The 17,459-nt window shown below is 64.8% G+C and carries 17 protein-coding genes; 7 read left to right on the top strand and 10 right to left on the bottom strand.

Annotation, left to right across the window (positions count from 1 at the left end; translation table 11 throughout):
- Window positions 1-231: 231 nt before the first annotated feature.
- Window positions 232-1,413 carry an acyl-CoA dehydrogenase family protein gene (locus ACROSR_RS09095; RefSeq protein ID WP_432684235.1) on the bottom strand — a complete coding sequence of 394 codons (1,182 nt, stop codon included), beginning with the start codon at window positions 1,411-1,413 and terminating at the stop codon, window positions 232-234.
- 224 nt (window positions 1,414-1,637) lie between these two features.
- Here ACROSR_RS09095 and ACROSR_RS09090 point away from each other — a divergent pair, with 224 nt between their 5' ends.
- Window positions 1,638-2,321 (top strand): class I SAM-dependent methyltransferase, encoded by a 684-nt coding sequence (locus tag ACROSR_RS09090; RefSeq protein ID WP_432684233.1) that lies wholly within the window; start codon window positions 1,638-1,640, stop codon window positions 2,319-2,321.
- A gap of 47 nt (window positions 2,322-2,368) precedes the next feature.
- Here the strand turns inward: ACROSR_RS09090 and ACROSR_RS09085 are convergent, their stop codons facing one another.
- Genes ACROSR_RS09085 through ACROSR_RS09070 form a run of 4 tightly spaced genes read right to left on the bottom strand, consistent with a single transcriptional unit; the run spans window position 2,369 to window position 5,917 of the window.
- Window positions 2,369-4,123: a SulP family inorganic anion transporter gene (locus ACROSR_RS09085; protein WP_432684231.1), complete on the bottom strand. Its 1,755-nt coding sequence runs from the start codon at window positions 4,121-4,123 to the stop codon at window positions 2,369-2,371.
- 34 nt (window positions 4,124-4,157) lie between these two features.
- Window positions 4,158-5,042, bottom strand: coding sequence for an MBL fold metallo-hydrolase (locus ACROSR_RS09080; RefSeq protein ID WP_432684229.1), 885 nt, complete (start codon window positions 5,040-5,042; stop codon window positions 4,158-4,160).
- A complete protein-coding gene (locus tag ACROSR_RS09075) occupies window positions 5,039-5,473 on the bottom strand; it encodes a DUF6691 family protein (protein ID WP_432684227.1) in 435 nt (144 codons plus the stop codon). Before ACROSR_RS09075 ends, ACROSR_RS09080 begins: the two co-directional genes overlap by 4 nt.
- Before the next feature lie 3 nt (window positions 5,474-5,476).
- Window positions 5,477-5,917: a YeeE/YedE family protein gene (locus tag ACROSR_RS09070; RefSeq protein WP_432684225.1), complete on the bottom strand. Its 441-nt coding sequence runs from the start codon at window positions 5,915-5,917 to the stop codon at window positions 5,477-5,479.
- 290 nt (window positions 5,918-6,207) lie between these two features.
- Between ACROSR_RS09070 and ACROSR_RS09065 the strand changes: the two genes are divergently transcribed.
- The 4 genes from ACROSR_RS09065 to ACROSR_RS09050 are packed head-to-tail and all read left to right on the top strand — an operon-like array spanning window position 6,208 to window position 10,126.
- Entirely contained in the window at window positions 6,208-7,626 is a 1,419-nt protein-coding gene (locus ACROSR_RS09065; protein WP_432684223.1) for a circularly permuted type 2 ATP-grasp protein, read from the top strand.
- A 2-nt stretch (window positions 7,627-7,628) separates the two neighbouring features.
- Window positions 7,629-8,570, top strand: a complete 942-nt coding sequence (locus ACROSR_RS09060; RefSeq protein ID WP_432684221.1) for an alpha-E domain-containing protein — start codon at window positions 7,629-7,631, stop codon at window positions 8,568-8,570.
- 6 nt (window positions 8,571-8,576) lie between these two features.
- The gene (locus tag ACROSR_RS09055; RefSeq protein ID WP_432684219.1) at window positions 8,577-9,374 is read left to right on the top strand and encodes a transglutaminase family protein; all 798 of its coding nucleotides are present in this window, start codon (window positions 8,577-8,579) and stop codon (window positions 9,372-9,374) included.
- Window positions 9,375-9,385: 11 nt separating this feature from the next.
- Complete coding sequence (locus ACROSR_RS09050) at window positions 9,386-10,126, top strand: proteasome-type protease (protein ID WP_432684217.1); 741 nt, start codon at window positions 9,386-9,388, stop codon at window positions 10,124-10,126.
- A 16-nt stretch (window positions 10,127-10,142) separates the two neighbouring features.
- Here the strand turns inward: ACROSR_RS09050 and ACROSR_RS09045 are convergent, their stop codons facing one another.
- Window positions 10,143-10,349: a DUF2061 domain-containing protein gene (locus ACROSR_RS09045; RefSeq protein WP_432684215.1), complete on the bottom strand. Its 207-nt coding sequence runs from the start codon at window positions 10,347-10,349 to the stop codon at window positions 10,143-10,145.
- A 112-nt stretch (window positions 10,350-10,461) separates the two neighbouring features.
- Here ACROSR_RS09045 and ACROSR_RS09040 point away from each other — a divergent pair, with 112 nt between their 5' ends.
- On the top strand, window positions 10,462-11,322 hold the full coding sequence (locus ACROSR_RS09040; protein ID WP_432684213.1) for a helix-turn-helix domain-containing protein: 861 nt from the start codon (window positions 10,462-10,464) through the stop codon (window positions 11,320-11,322).
- On the opposite strand, the gene ACROSR_RS09035 is transcribed toward ACROSR_RS09040, so the two are convergent.
- Window positions 11,319-12,224, bottom strand: coding sequence for a LysR family transcriptional regulator (locus ACROSR_RS09035; protein WP_432684211.1), 906 nt, complete (start codon window positions 12,222-12,224; stop codon window positions 11,319-11,321). The genes ACROSR_RS09040 and ACROSR_RS09035 overlap by 4 nt on opposite strands.
- 101 nt (window positions 12,225-12,325) lie before the next feature.
- On the opposite strand from ACROSR_RS09035, the gene metF reads away from it, so the two are divergent.
- Entirely contained in the window at window positions 12,326-13,192 is an 867-nt protein-coding gene (gene metF / locus ACROSR_RS09030) for a methylenetetrahydrofolate reductase [NAD(P)H] (RefSeq protein ID WP_432684209.1), read from the top strand.
- A 135-nt stretch (window positions 13,193-13,327) separates the two neighbouring features.
- On the opposite strand, the gene ectA is transcribed toward metF, so the two are convergent.
- The 3 genes from ectA to ACROSR_RS09015 form a co-directional block, all read right to left on the bottom strand.
- Window positions 13,328-13,918 (bottom strand): diaminobutyrate acetyltransferase, encoded by a 591-nt coding sequence (gene ectA, locus ACROSR_RS09025; RefSeq protein WP_432684207.1) that lies wholly within the window; start codon window positions 13,916-13,918, stop codon window positions 13,328-13,330.
- Between the two features lie 98 nt (window positions 13,919-14,016).
- Window positions 14,017-16,032, bottom strand: a complete 2,016-nt coding sequence (locus ACROSR_RS09020) for a CocE/NonD family hydrolase (protein WP_432684205.1) — start codon at window positions 16,030-16,032, stop codon at window positions 14,017-14,019.
- A gap of 81 nt (window positions 16,033-16,113) precedes the next feature.
- Window positions 16,114-17,412: an ATP-grasp domain-containing protein gene (locus ACROSR_RS09015; protein WP_432684203.1), complete on the bottom strand. Its 1,299-nt coding sequence runs from the start codon at window positions 17,410-17,412 to the stop codon at window positions 16,114-16,116.
- Window positions 17,413-17,459: the final 47 nt, after the last annotated feature.

The following is a 17,459-nucleotide window of genomic DNA, read 5'->3' as shown; positions in this document are numbered from 1 at the left end:
CGCCGGCAACGACAAGAATGCATGTTGTCATTGAAAGACCCGCGAGGGGATTTTCGGGAAACGTCCTGGCTGCGGATGCTTTGGTCACCTATGTCGGCAAGGCCGCAGATGCGGCCCGTGATCTCAGGCCGGGCCTGAAGTGTCGCGGGCAGAGGCGCGGCTGCCGCAGTTTTGGCGGAGCGGGCCAAGAGCCGGCGCCCGACTGACGCCCGCTCTTGACCGGAGCTGCGCCTATCCGCGCCCTTGCCCGTAGGATTTTGGCAAGCCAAGCACCTGTTCGGCGATATAGGCAAGGATCAGGTTGGTCGAGACCGGCGCGATCTGGTACAGCCGCGCCTCGCGCCATTTGCGTTCGACATCGTATTCCTCGGCGAAGGCAAAGCCGCCATGCGTCTGCATGCAGGCCTCGCCCGCCTCCCAGCTTGCATCGGCGGCCAGAAGCTTGGCGGCGTTGGCCTCGACTCCGGGGTTCTCGCCGGCGTCGTACATCGCCGCGGCGCGGTAGACGATCGCCTCGGCGCCCATCAGATGCGCCTGCGCGCGGGCCAGCGGGAACTGCACGCCCTGGTTGGCCCCGATCGGTTCGCCAAAGACTTCGCGTGCATTCGCGTAATCGGACCCGGTCTTGAGGAACCACTTGGCATCCCCGATACATTCGGCGGCGATCAGGATGCGTTCGGAATTCATCCCCGACAGGATATAGCGAAATCCCTTGCCTTCTTCGCCGATCAGGCTGTCGGCGGGGATGCGCAGGTTGTCGAAGAACACCTCTGTCGTGGCGTGGTTGATCATCGCGCGGATCGGGCGGATGTTGACGCCGTTGCCGATTTTGTCGCGCAGATCGACGATGAAGACCGACAGACCGCCCGTGCGCGAGGTGGCCTCGTCCCGCGGCGTGGTCCGGGCCAGCAGGATCATCAGGTCCGAGTGTTCGACCCGCGAGGTCCAGATCTTTTGCCCGTTGATGACATACTCGTCGCCCTCGCGCCGCGCCGTTGTCTTGAGCGACAGCGTATCCGTGCCGCTGGTCGGTTCGGTCACGCCAAAGGCCTGAAGCCTTAGCGAGCCGTCGGCGATGCCCGGCAGGTAGGCCTGTTTCTGAGCGTCCGACCCGTGCCGCAGCAGCGTCCCCATCGTGTACATCTGCGCGTGGCAGGCGGCGGCATTGCAGCCCTGACGGTGGATTTCTTCCAGGATCACCGACGCGGCCGTGAGGTTCAGCCCCGAGCCACCGTAGCTTTCGGGAATCATCGCGGCGAGGTAGCCTTCGCGGATCAGCGCATCCACGAACTCCTTCGGATAGGCGCGTCGCGCGTCAAGATCGCGCCAGTACGGGCCCGCGAATTCGGCACAGACCCGTGCCACACCGTCACGAATATCGGCATATTCCGCCGTTGGATCGAAAGAACTCATGTCACCTCCTCGAATTTCCTGCGTCTCTGAGTGGCAGGTTTTCGAGGCGAGGGGAATATGCCCCCGGGCGAAATCAGGGTTTCCCGGCCGACCTGGATGCGGCATGCTGCGCCGAACAGTGCAACACGAAGAGATCTCCATGCACATCGAACTGTCCAGTCTGTCCGCGTGGCCTGTGACGTGCGGGCCGGGTCCGACCACGCGTTCTGTCTTGGGGGGCGAGGATGGCTGAGGCGATGGATACCGGTGCCCGGATCATGGCGATCCTAGACGAGATCGGCGCGCGCGACGTGCTGGATATCGGGTGCGGATCGGGCGCGCTATCGCGTGTGCTGGTCGGGGCCGGGTACCGCGTGACCGGCCTCGACCCTGACGCGGACGCGATCGCGATCGCGCGTGACAGCGTGCCCGAGGCGTCGTTCCAGACCGCCGGGGCCGAGGCGCTGCCCTTTGACAGCGCGACGTTCGATGCATGCGTTTTTCTCAACGCGCTGCACCATGTGCCCGTGGCCAGGATGCAGACCGCACTGCGCGAGGGGCTGCGGGTGCTGCGCCCATCCGGAGAGGTGATCGTCGTCGAGCCACTGGCCGAAGGCCCGTTCTTCGAGGTGATGCGCCCGGTCGAGGATGAGACCGAGATCCGCCACGCCGCCATTGATGCGATCAACGCGATCCTTGATGCAGGGGCGGCCGCCGGCCCGGTGCCGGTCACCTATCCGCGCCCCACGCCGATGGCCGACACGGACGCGTTCATCGATCGCCTTGCGCGCATCGATCCCGCGCGCCGCGCCGTGGCCGAGGCGCAGCGTGACCGGATCGAGCGGTTGTTTGCACAGCACGCCACTGACGGCCCCGGGGGGCGGGGTCTTGTCCAGCCCCTTCGTCTGTGGCGATTGCGCCCCGCCTGACCGGCGCACGCGACTGACCTGTCACCGGATGCGCGCGGCGTCGGGCATCAACCGGACAGGCGTGGTCCGTGATCCGCGGATGCGGCCTCTGGCGCGAGGGCTGTGAAGGCGTCGTATTGTGCGAGATGCACTGTTCCGGTCATCTGCGACAGGAAATGCGCGCGGCGAAGCTGGTCCATGACCGGGCCCTTGACCTCGGACAGGTGCAGGCGGACGCCCATCTCGTCCAGCCTCGTGTTGCATGTCTCCAGCATCTCGACGGCGCTGAGGTCGATCTCGTTTATGGCCGAGCACATCAGAACGAGATCGCGCACCGGCACGCCGGGGCGCACCCGGTCGAAGATGTGATCCTCCACGAAGCGGGCATTGGCGAAATAGAGGCTCTGATCCGGGCGCAGGGTCACGACGTGCGGATCGGTGATCACCTCGTGGCGCAGGATGTTGCGGAAATGCTGGGTGCCGGGGACCAGCCCGACTTCCGCGATATGCGGTTTGGAACTGCGGTAGAGGTGCAGCCCGACCGACAGGATGACGCCGGCCGACACGCCCACCTCGACGCCGAAGCCCAGTGTCAGCACGATGGTGGCCGCGACGGCGGCGAAATCGGCGCGGGAATAGACCCAGGCGCGGCGCAGGATGGCAAAATCCACAAGGCCCAGCACCGCCACGATGATCGTCGCGGCCAGCGTGGCGATCGGCAGGTCGTGGATCAGCGGGGTGAGATACATCGCCGCCACCGCCAGCCCGAGGGCGGTGAACGCGCCCGCTGCCGGGGTCACGGCACCGGCGTCGAAATTCACGACCGAGCGCGCGAAGCCCCCGGTCACCGGATAGCCGCCGGTGAAGGCCGCGCCGAGATTGGCCGCGCCCAGCCCGATCAGTTCCTGATCGGGGTCGATGCGTTGCCGGCGTTTCGCGGCCAGTGTCTGGGCGACGGACATCGATTCGACAAAGCCGATGATCGAGATCAGCAGCGCCGGCATGAAAAGCTGTTCGATCAGTGCCAGCGAGAACGAGGGCAGGGTGAAGGGCGGCAGGCCTTGCGGGACCACGCCGACGATGGCGACGCCGCGCGCGTCGAGATCCAGCGACCAGACGGCCAGCGTGGTCGCCGCGACGGCGGCGACAGGGCCGGCCTTGGTGAGGATGTCGGCGGTGCGCGCGCCCAGCCCGAGGCGCCGCAAGGCCGGCTTCAGCCCGCGCCGCACCCAGAACAAAAAGGCCAGCGCGGTGGCCCCGAGGATCAGCGTCACCGCGTTGATCCCGCCCAGATGCGTCGCCAGCGCCATCCCCATCTCGGGCAGTGTCTTGCCGCTCGCCTCGACGCCCAGAATATGACGCAACTGGCTGAGCGCGATCAGCAGCCCGCTGGCGGTGATGAAGCCCGAGATCACCGGATGCGACAGGAAGTTCGCGAGAAACCCCAGCCGCAGCAGCCCCATCGCCAGCAGGATCGCCCCCGACAGCCCAGCCAGCGTCAACGCCGCCACGGCGTAGCCCGCCGTGCCGGCCTCGGCCACGTCGCCGATCGCCGCCGCGGTCATCAGCGACACCACCGCGACCGGGCCGACGGCCAGCGTGCGGCTGGTGCCGAATACCGAATAAAGCAGGATCGGCACGATCGAGGCGTAAAGCCCCGCCTCGGGTGGCAGCCCCGCCAGGATCGCATAGGCCAGCGATTGCGGGATCAGCATGATCGTCACAATCACCGCCGCCAACGCATCCCCGCCAAGCGCATGACGGTTATAGGTGCGCCCCCAATCGAGCACCGGGACCACGCGGCGCAAGCTCTTCGGGATCATGTGCGCGGGCCTGTCGCTGCGTGAACCCCGCCGATCAAAGCCGGTTCACCGGCAGCTTCAGCATCGGGTTGCCGTCCGTGTCGGTCGGCACCTCGCCGGCGCGCATGTTGACCTGCAGCGAGGGCAGGATCAGACGCGGCATGGCAAGCTGGGCGTCACGCGTCGTGCGGAACTCGACGAAATCCTCTTTCGTCTTGCCGCCGCCCACGTGGATGTTGTGGGCCTTTTCCTCGGCCACCGTGGTTTCCCACCGGATGTCGCGGCCGTTGGGGCCGTAATCGTGGCACATGAAAAGCCGCATGGCGTCGGGCAGGGCCAGCACCTTCTGGATGCTGTCGTAAAGCTGCCCCGCGTCGCCGCCGGGAAAATCGGCGCGTGCCGAGCCGCCATCGGGCATGAACAGTGTGTCCCCCACGAAGGCCGCGTCGCCCATCACATGGGTCATGCAGGCCGGCGTGTGGCCGGGCGTATGCATTGCGAAACATTGCAGGCCACCGATCGTGTACGTGTCGCCGTCGCGGAACAGCCGGTCGAACTGGCTGCCGTCGCGCTGGAACTCGGTGCCCTCGTTGAAGATCTTGCCGAACACGTCCTGCACAACGAGGATCTTCTCGCCGATGCCGATCTTGCCGCCAAGCTGATTCTGGATATACGGTGCCGCCGACAGGTGATCGGCATGGACATGCGTCTCGATGATCCATTCCAGCGTCAGGCCCTCGGCCCTGATATGCGCGATCATGGCGTCGGCATGATCATAGGTGATGCGCCCCGAGGCCATGTCGATATCCATGACCGAATCGACCACCGCGCAGGTGGCTGTGTCCGGATCACGCACCACGTAGCTGATCGTGTTGGTGGCCTCGTCGAAAAACGCCGTCACCGCCGGGGTCGCGTCCATGTTCACGGGGTAATCGGTCATGCCATTGCTCCTTTCCCTGATAGTCTGTCCTGTAGCCTGCGTGCCGTCCACAGCCCTGCGAGCAGGGCCGCGACGAATACCGCGACCTCCCACCGGCCGGTGCCAAGTGCGGGCACTGCGGCCCCTGGGCAGAATCCCGCGATGCCCCAGCCGATGCCGAACACCGCCGAGCCGCCGATCAGCCGTGTGTCGATGCTGCGGGCGGTCGGCAGCTGGAAGCGCGACTCGATCAGCGGGGCGTCGCGGCGCAGCACCAAGCGGTATCCGATAAACGTGGTCACCAGCGCGCCGCCCATGACAAAGGCGAGACTGGGGTCCCATGTCCCTGCGATGTCGAAGAAATTGAGCACCTTGGCCGGGTTGATCATGCCCGACACGGCGATGCCCGTGCCGAAGATCAGCCCGACGAGGAAAGCGGAGAGAAGACGCATGGTTTAGCCCCCGATAACGTGACGAATGATGTAGACGGTGAGACCGCAGGCGATCATGAAGGTGATCGTCGCCGCGATCGACCGGGGTGAGAGACGCGCGATGCCGCAGACGCCGTGCCCCGAGGTGCAGCCCGATCCGAACGTCACGCCAAGCCCCACGATGAAGCCGCCCGCGACGATCATCGGCCAACTCACCGGCACGTCGACGACCGGCATCTGTCCGGTCGCCACGAGCACCAGAAGCGGCCCCGCGATCATGCCAGCGACCAGCGCCGCGCGCCAGCCCTTGTCACCGGGCGTCGTGCCCGTCACGAGGCCCGAAAGGATCCCCGTCGCCCCGAGCACCCGGCCCTGCAGGGCCATGAGAAGTATTGCCGAAAGTCCGATCAGCACCCCCCCTGCCAGCGATTGCAGCGGTGTGAACGCCGTCTCCAGTCCTGTCATGTCAGCCATCCCTTGTCTGTCTGCCGACGTCGCTGGGGCTAGCCGGCAGCGACATTCATATATTCAAAAATCGATATATGATGACTGTCCAAGTTTTCACAGGGTAAATACGAAAATTACTACCCGTTTCCTGCGCCGGGGGCGTTCGTGGCTGCCCGGAAAACAGGCGGACTGCCAGATCTTGCGGCGTGGACGGGCGTTTTTGCCCGCCCGACCCCTCGTGCCACTTTCTGTTCCGCAGCGCGTCGGTGTCATACTTGGATTGGGCGGTTTCTTGATGCGGGGCTCTCATGACGGACTGTTACGACGAGATGTGGGGCCGCGACGGCGTGTGTCGCGCCGCCTATCGCGGGTTTCACGACTGGTTCACCTGTGAAGATCCCAAGCGGCTGCGCGCCAAGCAGCGCGAGGCCGAGGAGATCTTTCGCCTGACCGGCATTACCTTCAACGTCTATGGCCGCGATGCCGCCGAGGAACGGCTGATCCCCTTCGACATCGTGCCGCGCATCATGTCCGGGGCGGAATGGCACCGCCTTGCGCGCGGGATCGAGCAGCGGGTGCGTGCCATCAACGCCTTCCTGCAGGATATCTACCACAAGCAGGAGATCGTGAAGGCCGGGCGCATCCCGCAGGAGATGATCGCGCGCAACGATGCCTTCCTGCCGCACATGATCGGCATGACCCCGCCCGGCGGGGTCTATACCCATATCGTCGGCATCGACCTTGTCTGCACCGACGCGGGAGAGTTCTTCGTGCTGGAGGACAATGCGCGCACACCCTCGGGCATGAGCTACATGCTGGAGAACCGCGAGACGATGCTGCAGATGTTTCCCGAGCTGTTCTCGCGCAACCGGGTGCAGGCGGTGCAGACCTACCCGGCCAACCTGCGCCGGTCGCTGGCCGCCAGCGCGCCGCCCGCCGCCGGGCCGGACCCGGTGGTCGCGGTGCTGACGCCGGGGATCTACAATTCGGCCTATTTCGAGCATGCCTTCCTGGCCGACCAGATGGGCGTGGACCTGGTCGAGGGGCACGACTTGCGGGTGATGGATGGGCGCGTCGCGATGCGCACCACGCGCGGCTACACGCCCATCGACGTCCTATACCGCCGGGTTGACGACGCTTTTCTCGATCCGCTGAACTTCAATCCCGAAAGCCAGCTTGGCGTGCCCGGCATCATGGATGTCTACCGTACCGGCGGCATCACCATCGCCAACGCGCCAGGCACCGGGATCTCGGACGACAAGGCGATCTATTCCTACATGCCCGAGATCGTCGAGTTCTATACCGGCGAGCGCCCGCTGCTGCCCAACGTGCCGACGTGGCGCTGTTCCGAGCCGGACGCGCTGGCCTATGTGCTGGAACACCTCTCGGAACTGGTCGTCAAGGAGGTGCACGGATCGGGCGGGTACGGGATGCTGGTGGGGCCGGCGGCCACCCGCAAGGACCTCGCCGCGTTCCGCCGCAAGCTGAAGGCGCGGCCCGCCAACTATATCGCGCAGCCGACCCTCAGCCTGTCGACCGTGCCGATCTTTGCGCGCAGCGGGCTGGCGCCGCGGCATGTCGACCTGCGCCCCTTCGTGCTGGTGCGCCCCGACGGCATCCGCGTCACACCCGGCGGGTTGACACGGGTGGCGTTGAAGAAGGGGTCGCTGGTCGTCAATTCGTCGCAGGGCGGCGGCACCAAGGACACCTGGGTGCTGGAGGACTGACGGTGCTGGGCAAGACCGCGAACGGCCTGTTCTGGATGTATCGCAGCCTCGAACGGGCCGAGCATACCGGGCGCCTGATCGAGACCGGGCAGCGCCTTGCGCTGACCCGGCTGAACGATCCGGATGCCGAATGGCGCCCGGTGCTGCAATCGGCGGCGGTGCTGAAGGCGTATCTGGCCAATAACGACACCGTCACCCGCGAGGCGGTCATCGACTGGCTGCTGCGGTCGCGTGACAATCCCGGATCGGTGCTGCGCTGCATCGAGCAGGCGCGGCAGAATGCGCGCATGGTGCGGACCGCGCTGACCGGCGATGTCTGGGAGGCGGTGAACGCCACCTACATGCAGACCCGCGAAACACTGGCCCGCAAGGTCAGCGAACGCGATCTGCCGAAGGTTTTGCGCGCGCTGCGCCAGCAGACGGCGCTGGTGCGCGGCATGACGCAAGGCACGATGATGCGCAACGAGATCTACGAATTCGCGCGCCTTGGTACCTATGTCGAGCGGGCCGACAACACCGCGCGCATCCTGGACGTGAAGTACTATGTGCTGCTGCCCTCGACGCTGGCGGTGGGCAGTTCCATCGACAATGTGCAATGGGAAAGCATCCTGCGGTCGCTGTCGGCCAAGGGCGGGTTCCGGATGCATTACGGCTCCAACCCCGCGCCGCGCGAGATCACGCATTTCCTGATGCTTGACAAGCGCATGCCGCGCAGCCTTGCCTTCTGCATCGACACCATTCGCGACAGTCTGAGCTGTCTCAACCGTGGCAATCGCGACCCGAGCAACGCCTTGAGGCTGGTGTGCCAGATCGAACAGCAGTATCTGTCGCATGACGTCGACCGGATCTTCGAGTTCGGCCTGCACGAGATGATCCTCGAACTGCTGGGCGCCTTCGCCACGCTGGCCCGGCAGATCGAGACTGATTACCGCTTTCATGAGTAGGCCCCCATGCGTCTGAGCATCCATCACGTCACCAGCTACCGCTTTGGCGGGCCCGTGCGGTTCGGGCTGCAACAGGTGCGCAAGACACCCAGGACCACGCCGCACCAGACCGTGCTGAACTGGCGTACCGAGATCACCGGCGGCCGCAAGGAGCTGGTCTTCGAGGATCATCACAACAACACCACGGAACTTGTCAGCCTCGACCGAGAGACGCAAAGCCTTGACGTCACCAGCACCGGCGAGATCGAGGTCAGCGACACGCATGGCATCGTCGGCGCGCATCGCGGGCCCGCACCCCTGTGGCTGTATCAGCGCGTGACCCCGCGCACCGAGGCGCGCGACGGTGTCCGCGCCCTGCTGAAAGGTCTGCCCGCCGAGGGTGATCTTGACCGCCTGCACCGGCTATGCGCGATCATCGCAAAGGCCGTGCCGTACCAGACCGGCGCGTCCGAACCCACCTGGAGCGCCGAGGAAACGCTGAAGGCCGGCGCTGGCGTCTGCCAGGACCACGCGCATGTCTTCATCGCGTGCGCGCGGCATCTCGGGCGTCCCGCGCGCTACGTGTCGGGGTATCTTCTGATGGACGGGCAGATCGACCAGACCGCGATGCACGCCTGGGCCGAGGCGTGGCTGGAGGATCTCGGCTGGGTCGGATTTGACGTTTCGAATGTAATTTCACCCGATGCGCGCTATGTCAGGGTTGCGACCGGGCTGGATTACGCGGATGCATCGCCGGTCACCGGGACACGGATCGGCGGGCTGGACGAGACGCTTGGCGTGCAGATCACGGTCGCGGAACAGTAAAGGCGCGTCGGATGACTTATTGCGTGGGCATGGCCCTCAACAGTGGTCTGATCTTCATGTCCGACACCCGCACCAATGCGGGGGTGGATAACGTCTCGACCTTCCGCAAGATGACCCTGTGGGAGGTTCCGGGGCAGATGTCGCTGACGCTGCTGTCATCGGGCAACCTTGCCACCACGCAGGCGGTCATCAGCCAGCTTGACGAACGCAGCAAGGCGCATGGCGACCGCGACCCCGACATCCTGTCAGCCCCGTCGATGTTTCAGGCCGCGCGGATCGTGGCCGAAACCCTGCGCGAGGTGGTGGCGGCGCATGCCACGGGCGGCATGACCTCCAGCGCATCGTTCAAGGCGACGCTGATCCTTGGCGGGCAGATCGCGGGTGGCCCGCCACGGCTGTTCCTGATCTACCCCGAAGGCAACTTCATCGAGACCAGCGAGGACACGCCGTTCCTGCAGGTGGGCGAAACCAAGTACGGCAAGCCGATCCTCGTGCGTGCCTACGATCCCGATCTCGACTTCGGGCAGGCGATGCGGCTTCTGCTGGTCAGCTTCGATTCGACGGTCAAGGCCAATCTCAGCGTCGCCCCGCCGTTCGATTACCATTTCTACCAGACAGACAGCCTGTGCAGCGGGCCCCAGGGGCGCATCCGGTCGGACGATCCGTATTACACCCTGATCTCCGATGCCTGGGGGCAGGCGTTGAAGGATGCGCTTGGCAGTCTGCCGGACTATCGGGGCGGGGGCGACTGAACCGCCGCCGCGCGGTTCACAGACCGTAACGGCCCCAATGTATGCGCGACCACACGCGTTCATAGAAAAAATAGGTCAGGAACCCGATCGCGGTATTGATCGCCGCGATCAGACCGCCGGCGGTGGCCGATCCGGTGACCAGAACGCCCACGACCGTCATCACGGTGAGGCCGATCATCTGCCAGATCACTGCCTTCAAAACACTGCGCAATCGCGTTTCCATGCTGCCTCCTTTGTTTGATGTGCGTTGACGGTTGGAAGATGCGCGACTTCGTGACGCGCCGCCATTCCGAATACAGTTAACATCTCGCTGCATATGTGATTTAACTCATCATATGACCGAAAAGATCGACAAACGTTTGCGGGCCGACCGGTTCCGCACCCGGCTGGCAGAGGCGATGCGCCTGCGCGACACCAATCAAAGCGTTCTGGCCAGGGCCATCGGCGTGGATCGCTCGACCGTCTCGCAACTGCTGAAGGGCACGGCGGCGCGGCTGCCCAATGCGCAGGTGGTGGGGGAATGCGCCGGGGTGCTCGGTGTCTCGGCCGACTGGCTTCTGGGTCTGACGGACCGCCCAGAAACCGCCGCCGACATCCTCGCCAACACCATGTCGCTGACCGAGGCGCCGCGCGCACTGGTCGATGAGCAGATCTTCCAGTGGCACAAGGAGGCGGCGGGCTACAAGATCCGCCACGTACCCGCCGGGCTGCCCGACATGCTGAAAACCCGGCCCATGCTGGAATGGGAATACGCACCGCATCTGGGACGCTCGACCGATCAGGCGATCGGCGCGTCCGAGGATCGCATGGAATGGATGCGCGCCGCGCGCTCGGATTACGAGGTTGCGGTACCGCTTTACGAGATCGAGAGCTTTGCGCGCGGCGAAGGGTATTACCGCGATCTGCCCACCGATGTGCGCCGCGCCCAGCTCGATCACCTGATCGCCGTGACCGGGCAGCTTTATCCGGGCCTGCGCCTGTATCTCTTCGATGCGCGCCGGCTGTATTCCGCGCCGATCACGATCTTCGGCTCGCTGCTTGCGGTGCTGTACCTGGGTCGCAACTACATGGTGTTTCGCGATATCGAACGTGTGCAGGCAATGACGCAGCATTTTGACGGGCTGGTGCGCGAGGCGTCGGTGACCGCGCGCGGCCTGCCGGATCACTTGCGCGATCTGCGCGACATGGTGGGTTAGTCGCGTTGCAGCCGCACCGGGATCTCTCGCGCCAGTTTCAGCAGATGCGCCATGTAGGGTTTGTCACCATCCTCGTCGCGGATCGCGGCATATAGCCGTTTGATCTTGCCGCCGGCAGTCAGCGGGCGCGTCACGTAATCGGAACTGGTGCGCAATTCGCGTACCACCCAGTCCGGCAGGACCGCGACCCCGCGATTCGAGGCCACCAGCAGCAGGATCACCGCCGTCAGTTCCACTTGCCGGATACTTTTCGGTTCGACCTTGGCGGGGGTCAGCAACTCGGTGAACACGTCAAGGCGTGCGCGGTCCACCGGATAGGTGATCAGCACCTCGTCACGCAGATCGGCGGCCTCGATAAACTCCTTTTGCGCCAGCGGATGCTGCGAGGCCGCGACGAAGACCGGCTCATAGTCGAAAAGCGGCTTGAAGCTGATGCCCGGCAGATCCTCGGGATCGGACGACACGACCAGATCGACCTCTTGTTTCTGCAAGGCCGGCAGCGCGTCGAAGGCCAGACCGGGGCGGATGTCAACATCGACCTCGCCCCATGTCTGGCGGAACTGTTCGAGCACGGGAAACAGCCATTCGAAACAGGCATGGCATTCGATGGCCATGTGCAGCCGACCCGCGCTACCGTCGCGCAACCCGTCGAATTCCTGTTCCAGCGCTTCGATCTCGGGCAGGACCTTCTCGGCCAACCGCAGCAGGCGCTGCCCGGCCGAGGATAGCCGCAGTGGGCGCGAGCGCCGCACGAAAAGCTCGACCCCCGCCTGGTCCTCCAGCCCCTTGATCTGGTGGCTCAGGGCCGATTGCGTCATGTGCAGTTGATCCGCAGCCTTGGCGAGACCGCCCGCCTCGTGGATCGCCCGGATCGTTCTGAGATGACGAAACTCGATATGCATTATTAGCAGGCCTCATTCAAAGCATGAATTTTATGAAGTTGTTTCACGATGCTGTACCTGCGACAAGGTCCGTTGACAGGTTTGCAGACAGGATGACCCCGATGATACCGCCCCGCATTTCGTTCGAATTCTTCCCGCCCAAGACGCTAGAGGCGTCGTTCCGGCTGTGGGATACCGTACACGCCCTTTCGCCCCTCGATCCGCGCTTCGTGTCGGTCACCTACGGGGCAGGGGGCACGACCCGCGAATTGACGCGCGAGGCCGTGGGCACGCTGCACAAGGCCACCGGGCTGAACGTCGCCGCGCATTTGACATGTGTCGATGCCACGCGCGAAGAAACCCTCGCCATTGCCGACCAGTTCGCCGAGGCGGGGGTGACCGAAATCGTGGCGCTTCGCGGCGATCCGCCGAAAGGATCGGGCGGGTTCACGCCGCATGAGGGCGGGTTCGCCAATAGTTGCGAGTTGATCTCGGCGCTGGCCGAGACCGGCAAGTTTACCATCCGCGTTGGCGCCTACCCCGAAAAACACCCCGAAGCAGCGGATCACGCGGCCGATATCGACTGGCTGAAGCGCAAGATCGACGCCGGCGCGACCGAGGCGATCACGCAGTTCTTCTTCGAGGCCGAGACGTTCCTGCGGTTCCGGGATGCCTGTGCCGATGCCGGGATCACCGCGCCGATCATTCCCGGTGTCCTGCCGGTCGAGAACTGGAAAGGCGCGCGCAAGTTCGCGCTGTCCTGTGGGACGCATATTCCGGCTTGGGTCGATGATGCGTTCGACAAGGCACTGCGCGACAACCGGCAGGATCTTCTGGCAACCGCGCTCGCGACAGAGCTTTGCAGCACCCTGATCGACGAGGGGGTGCAGGACCTGCATTTTTACACGCTGAACCGGCCCGACCTGACACGTGATGTCTGTCATGCCCTTGGTGTGACGCCGAACGTCACCCTGCGCGACGTCGCCTGATCCTGCCGCGCCGCCCGCGTCGCGGCATGGGCTGAATTGACCCGCGCGGGCGCCAAGATGCGCCAGCGACCTGTGCGATGGTCACGTCGATACGTTGCCTTGCGGCCCACGCCACCCGGACGCGGTCCCGCGATGTCAGCTTGCGGTATCAGGGATCATGCGGACAGCGGGCGTATCGCTGCGCGCCGTCTCTGCGCTGTCTGTGGTCGCGTCACGATCGGTCGAGATATCCTCGATCGTGACCATGTACTCGGTGTCGTGCCGTCCGGCGAAATGCACGTCGCGCTCGTAATGCGCCTCGTAGCCCAGTTCCCCGTCCATCTGATCGGCAAAGCTGTTGAACAGGGCCCAGCTTGCATCGTTGTCGCCGGTGATCGTGGTCTTGAGGTTCGTCACATCGGCGCAAACGTCGCGCGAGAACAGCTCTGTCAGCATCTTCTTGGCGACACCGCGCCCGCGCGCCGGCTCGCCGACGGCGACCTGCCAGACGAACAGCGTGTCTGGCGTGTCCGGCGGGATGAAGGCCGAGATCCAGCCGACAATCTCGCCATCGAGTTCCGCGATGACGCAGGTTTCGGCGAAATGATCACACTGGATCAGGTTGCAGTAGACCGAGTTTTCATCGAGCGGGCCCGCCTTGCGGATGAGATCCCACACATCCACCCCGTCCTCGGACGAGGGCGTGCGGAAGGTGACCGGGGATGTGGTCGTGGAGTGAGCGTTCATGAGCGTGGTGTCCTTGCAAAGCGGTTCTTCAACCGCCGATAATCATGCTACTTTTCCGTGCATCACGCAAGAAAAACCGATCTCCTTTCACCGGAATGTCACACGAGCTGGCGCGGCACGGTCTCGTCCCAGGTCTCTTCGAGGACCAGGTCGGACCCCTCCCAGGCGCGCAGCGTCGCGGCGATACAAAAGTCCGTCTTGGTTGCGGTCAGCCGCGTGGTGGTCTCTGTCCGGATCTCCCAGTCATCGCGCCGCATCTCGTGAACCCATGTCACCTTGCCCTCGGCCGACAGGGGGTCGTCGGGCAGGATCGAATACCGTTCGACACCATCCGCCGAATGGGTGATCCCCTGTTCGGTGATATGTGCGGCCCCTTCGTGATCGCGCGACTCGATGAACAGCCGCCCGGTATCGGCATCCTCGGACATGAGCCATTCCGCCTGCGGCGGCGTCTCGAAACTCTGGTCCAGTGGCGGTCCCGCGCGCGGTGCGGCAAACGCGGGTTCGACCTCGGGGCGGTCGTCGCGCAGCGGCAGGTGCAGCGTGGTCTCGCCGGTTTGCACGCTCAAGGTGACGGGGTCGGGCGCGGGCCACGCCAACGGGAAGTAGCTTGTCGACACGCCAAGCCGGATGCGATGCCCGGCCCGGAAGGTCTGCGCGACATGCTTCATCGGTATGTCCACGGTATAGGCCTGTCCCGGCACAAGGGCTTCGGGATGCTCGTGGCTGTCGCGGTGTGTCAGGTTGAACAACCCGTAGCTGACCCGCGTCGCCGCCCCGTCGGGGGCCACATCGACCAGTCGCAACGCCACCTGCGCCACGGGCTGATCGACGGTGAAGGTCAATGTCAGCGTGGGATCGCCCACCATGTGCAAAGGCTCGGGCAGGGGGGCGGTCTCGAATGTCAGGCTGCCGGCGTCGTCGCGTCGCTGATCGCCGGGCTGGTCGCCGACATGCGCGTAGGAACACCACTTGCCGCCGTGCCGTCCGACCCAGAGGGGCGAGTTGATGGACCGTGTGCCGCCCGGCAGATCGCCCGTCATGGCCAGCGTGCCATCCGCGCCAAGCGCAAAGGCGGTCCGGGTGATATCGGGTGAGGGCCATCCCGCTTCGGTGATCCAGTGCCCGTCGCGATGCGGGTAATGCGTGGCCGGGCGCGCGTGATCCTGCAGGAACAGCCGCAACGGCGGCTCGTCCATGATGCCCGTGTCCTCACCCTTGAGCCAGTGATCCCACCAGCGGGTTTCCTCGGTCAGCCAGTCGATGGCCGGACCCGGCTCGCCGACATGCGGATACTTGTGCGACCACGGCCCGACGATGCCTTTCACCGGGCTGCGCAGGTTCTCGACCAAGCGGAACACGGTGCGGCAATACCCGTCTGCCCAACCGCTCACGGCGTAGACGGGAATTTGAATGTCGTCGTAATCCTCGCAGATCGAGCCATGCTTCCAGAATTCGTCGCGGGTCTGATGCTCCAGCCAGTTCTTCAGCCAGAGCCCCGAGTCGCGCAAACGGTCCATCCACATGTCGCGCCAGCGGTCGCCGACATGCACGGGATCGGGCGGCAGGGTGTTGATGCCGAACATCACCGATGCCCACGACAATTGCTCGCCCAGCAGGGTGCCGCCCATGTAGTGGATGTCGTCGGCGTAGCGGTCGTCGGTGGAACAGATCGACACCACGGCCTTCAGCGCGGGCGGTTGCAGGGCGGCCAGTTGCAGCCCGTTGAACCCGCCCCACGAAATGCCGACGATGCCGACACCGCCATCGCACCATGCCTGCTCGGCGATCCAGGCGATGGCATCGCAGCCGTCCTGCAACTCGATCTCGGTGTATTCATCCGTCATGACGCCTTCGGACTCGCCGGTGCCGCGCAGGTCAACGCGGACATAGGCATAGCCACGTGCGGCCAGCCAGGGTGCGCGAGAGTGATCCCGTTCCAGCGTCTTGTCGTTCTTGCGGTAGGGGATGTATTCGAGGATCGCGGGCACAGGGGCCGTGTCGGCGCCCTCTGGCATCCAGATGCGGGCGGCCAGCCGCGTGCCGTCGGGCATTGGAATTTCCGTATGCTCGATCTCGCGGATCGTGTCGGGCAGCGGCTGGTCTATTTTCATGGGGCGGTTCCGGATTGATACAGGAAAGAGTGGACAGGCATATGCGCCAAGGGGGCGCGCTGTCCAGCGCGCCCCCGGCCGTTATTCGACGATATCGGTGAATTCGTAGTTGAGATGCTTCATCACCCGCTCGTAATTCCACAGAAGCTTGGACTGCTTGCCCGCCCCCATCCAGACCGAGGCGACCGCATAGCTGTAGGCGTCCTGCTCGGGCAGCTCCGACAGTTTCATGCCGCGTTTGACATAGGACACGATCCGCGTGCCCTCGACCTGTTCTTCGGCCACGGCAATCTCGGCGCGCGAGGGCGCGCGCGAGACGGTCGCGTCGCCGAAAAACACCCGGTAGAAGAATTCGCCCGCGACATTCTCGGGGCCTTCGCCCTGCGGCATGTCGGGCTTCTGGCCCAGCCCGAGATCGACGGTCACCTGCTGGTGGCTGACGCCATCGACCATCTCGAACAGGTCGCAATGCGACTGCGCGATCCTTGTGTTGATCTCAAGCAGCCAGATCGTGTTCTGCACCTCGTCCCAGTAATACTCGATGTTGAAGGCCGCGTTGTCATAGCCGATATGGCTCATGATCGTGCGGGTGATGTCGTTCATCTGGTCCTGCACGCGGCGCGGCAGGGTCGAGGGGTAGAGGTAGTAGAAGAAGCTGAGGACCTGGGGGTAGCGGATCGAATCGACGGTGCCGTAGGGCACGACCTCGCCGTCATGCACGTAGCCCTCAACGGTGCATTGCCGACCGCCGATCACCCGCTCGGCCATGCAGTAATGTCCCTCGACCGCGCGGATCTCGTCGGGCAGGTCGGCCTGGTCGAGCACGTAGTTGAACGGTTCGGAGATCTGGCCGATCTCGGCGCGGAAGGCGGCGACGGCGTAGTCGAAATCCTCGGGGCTGTCGATGCGGAACCCCAGCCGCGAGCCTGACGACTTGATCGGTTTCACGAAGAACGGAAAGCGCAGCCCGGCCTCGCCGATATGCGACAGCGCGTTGTCGTCGAACGGGTCGAAGGCGGTGAAGGTGGGCGTGTGGTCGGGGATCACCTCGGCCATGACCTTGCGCGACCAGTACTTGTGTTCGCATTTCAGCAAGGATTCCAGCGAGGCGTTGCGCGTGCCGTATTTCTTGCACAGCAGCGGCAGCATGGTCGACACCGGAAAGTCGATATAGCCGACGATCGCGTCGATCGAGCCGTCGAAGGCATCCAGTGTCGCCTCGGCCTCGGCGAGCATCGCGGGGATGTCGAAATCCTGCGTGTCCGAGACCGCCTCGGAGGTCAGCAGGGGGTGGAACTCGACATCCTCGACCCCGCGCAACCGCTTGAGGCGGTCTGCGTTCAGCTTGTTCATGCCGACGACGAAAACGTTTCTGGTCATTGCTCAAATCCTTCCTGTTGGTCGACGCGCCCGGCGACACCGCCGGG

Origin of the sequence: Roseovarius tibetensis, from assembly GCF_050896375.1 — a bacterium.
GTDB lineage: Bacteria > Pseudomonadota > Alphaproteobacteria > Rhodobacterales > Rhodobacteraceae > Roseovarius > Roseovarius tibetensis.
Note: the sequence above shows the minus strand (reverse complement) of the source record. Positions and strands in the feature narration are given on the sequence as shown.